This window comes from Peteryoungia aggregata LMG 23059, from assembly GCF_030814435.1.
Classification (GTDB): Bacteria; Pseudomonadota; Alphaproteobacteria; order Rhizobiales; family Rhizobiaceae; genus Allorhizobium; species Allorhizobium aggregatum.
The window spans coordinates 1-2,495 of sequence record NZ_JAUSUW010000029.1 but is presented as its reverse complement, the minus strand read 5'-3'; the positions used below and the strand labels follow the sequence as shown (position 1 = coordinate 2,495).

At 58.2% G+C, this 2,495-nt stretch carries 2 protein-coding genes; both read right to left on the bottom strand.

Annotation, left to right across the window (positions count from 1 at the left end; translation table 11 throughout):
- Positions 1 to 54: 54 nt before the first annotated feature.
- Entirely contained in the window at positions 55 to 867 is an 813-nt protein-coding gene (gene istB, locus J2045_RS23115) for an IS21-like element helper ATPase IstB (RefSeq protein ID WP_307377765.1), read from the bottom strand.
- Positions 857 to 2,383, bottom strand: a complete 1,527-nt coding sequence (gene istA / locus J2045_RS23110; RefSeq protein WP_307377762.1) for an IS21 family transposase — start codon at positions 2,381 to 2,383, stop codon at positions 857 to 859. The genes istB and istA overlap by 11 nt, the downstream gene beginning before the upstream one ends.
- Between the last annotated feature and the right edge of the window lie 112 nt (positions 2,384 to 2,495).

The following is a 2,495-nucleotide window of genomic DNA, read 5'->3' as shown; positions in this document are numbered from 1 at the left end:
TGTTGATTTCCACTGAGAGCTGACCCGGCGTTTCCACCGAGAATTGACCCGCCTTTAGGTATCGTTCGTGTTGTTGGTCTGGGTCAAGTTCCTGCGTTTCTCCTTTGATGTTTTGGGCTGATGCGCCGAGCTGTTCTTGAAGCGGAAGCTGTCGTTTCCGGTTTCGAGGATGTGGCAGTGGTGGGTGAGCCTGTCGAGCAGCGCGGTGGTCATCTTTGCGTCGCCAAAGACGCTTGCCCATTCACTGAAGCTGAGGTTGGTGGTGATGATGACGCTGGTGCGCTCATAAAGTCTGCTGAGCAGATGGAAGAGCAGCGCCCCGCCTGAAGTACTGAATGGCAGGTATCCCAGCTCGTCGAGAATGACGAGATCAGAGTGGACGAGCCGATTGGCGATCTGTCCTGACTTGCCTTGTGCCTTCTCTTGCTCGAGCGCGTTGACCAGTTCGACCGTCGAGAAGAACCTTACCCGCTTGTGGTGGTGTTCAATTGCCTGAACGCCGAGCGCGATGGCAATGTGCGTCTTTCCCGTGCCAGGTCCGCCGACCAGAACGATATTGTTGGCGTCATCGAGGAAGTCACAGCGATGAAGCTGTTGCACGAGCGCCTCGTTAATCTCGCTGCTGGTAAAGTCGAAGCCATTCAGGTCACGGTAGGCTGGAAAGCGTGCTGTCTTGAGCTGATAGGCCGTTGATCGAACCTCGCGCTCCGCCATCTCTGCCTTGAGAAGCTGCGACAGGATCGGAAGGGCAGCCTCGAACGCGGGCGATCCCTGCTCAGTAAGTTCCCCGACGGCCTGGGCCATGCCATGCATCTTCAACTGCCGCAGCATGATGACGATCGCGCCGCTTGCTGGATTATGACGCATGGCGAGCCTCCGTCTTTCTCAAGGTGTCGTATCGTTCAACATTAGCCTTGGGTTCATTGGTGAGCGTCAGTGCCTGAGGGGTATCGAGGGTTGGCGGCGTGAAGGATTTGCCGCCAACGAGCCGATGCAGCAGGTTCAGCACATGCGTCTTGGTCGGAACGCCTGACTTCAGCGCCATGTCGACGGCAGACAGGACTGCCTGCTCTTCGTGCTGAAGGACGAGCGCCAGGATATCGACCATCTCCCGATCGCCACCCGGTTTCTTGAGCAGGTATTGCTGCAAGGTCCGGAATGCATCGGGAAGCTCGATGAACGGTGCGCCGTTACGAAGAGCACCAGGCTTACGCTGCACCACCGCCAGATAGTGACGCCAGTCGTAGACGGTCTGGCCCGGCCGATCATGGGACCGATCTATGACGCGGCGGTGCTCACAAACGATCTGGCCTTCTGCGGCGACCACGACACGATCTGGGTAGACCCGGAGGCTCACCGGTCGATTGGCGAAGGATGCTGGAACGCTGTAGCGATTGCGCTCCAGATGCACGAGGCAGGTGGGCGTGACCCGCTTCGTATATTCGACGAACCCGTCGAACGGCCTGGAGAGCGTCATGAGAGCTGGGACTTCCTCGGCCCAGATGTCGGCAATAGTGCCACGCAACTGACCGTGGGGTGTCTTGGCCCAGAACTCCTTGCAACGCTCCTCGAGCCAATCGTTCAGGGCCTCCAGTGATGGAAAGCGCGGGATCGGTTGAAAGAAGCGATGACGCGCATCCTGCACGTTCTTCTCGACCTGTCCCTTCTCCCAGCCGGAAGCCGGATTGCAGAACTCGGGCTCGAACACATAATGGCTGGCCATCGCCATGAAGCGGACGTTGACGTCGCGCTCCTTGCCACGACCGACCTTGTCGATCGCCGTGCGCATGTTGTCGTAGATGCCGCGACCAGGAATGCCACCGAAGACACGGAAGGCATGGTTATGGGCATCGAACAGCATCTCATGCGTCTGCAGGAGGTATGCCCGGACGATGAAGGCCCTGGAGTAGCTCAGCTTCGTGTGGGCGATCTGCAGCTTGGTGCGCTCATTACCGATGATCGCCCAATCTTCTGACCAGTAGAACTGGAAGGCCTCGCCTGGTTCGAACATCAGGGGCACAAATGTCCCGCGGCCCGTCGTTTGCAATTCCCTCTGACGATCATTGCGCCATTCCCGCGCAAATGCCGCCACACGATTGTAGGACCCCTTGTAGCCGAGGCTGACAAGATCAACGTGTAGCTGCTTCATCGTCCGCTTCTGCTTGCGGCCTTTCTTCGACTCCGTCTTCAGCCAGGCCGATAACCGATCTGCAAACGGATCAAGCTTGCTCGGCCTCTCCGGCACGTTGAACTTTGGCTCCACGCCGTCGGCGCGCAGATATTTGCGGATGGTATTCCGGGACAAGCCGGTCCTGCGGCAAATCTCCCGGATCGATAGATGCTCTCGAAAATGCCAGCGCCGGATCACGCTCAGTAACGCCATGTCGATCACTCCAGAGCCCCCGCTGAAAACATGCGAGGGACGGTTGAAACATGGGTCAATTCTCAATGGAAATATCTGGCTGCGCCGGGTCAGCTCTCAGTGGAAATCAACA

Coding starts and splice junctions, on each gene's coding strand:
- istA (WP_307377762.1), bottom strand. CDS start 2,383: ATGGCGTTACTGAGCGTGATCCGGCGCTGGCATTTTCGAGAGCATCTA.
- istB (WP_307377765.1), bottom strand. CDS start 867: ATGCGTCATAATCCAGCAAGCGGCGCGATCGTCATCATGCTGCGGCAG.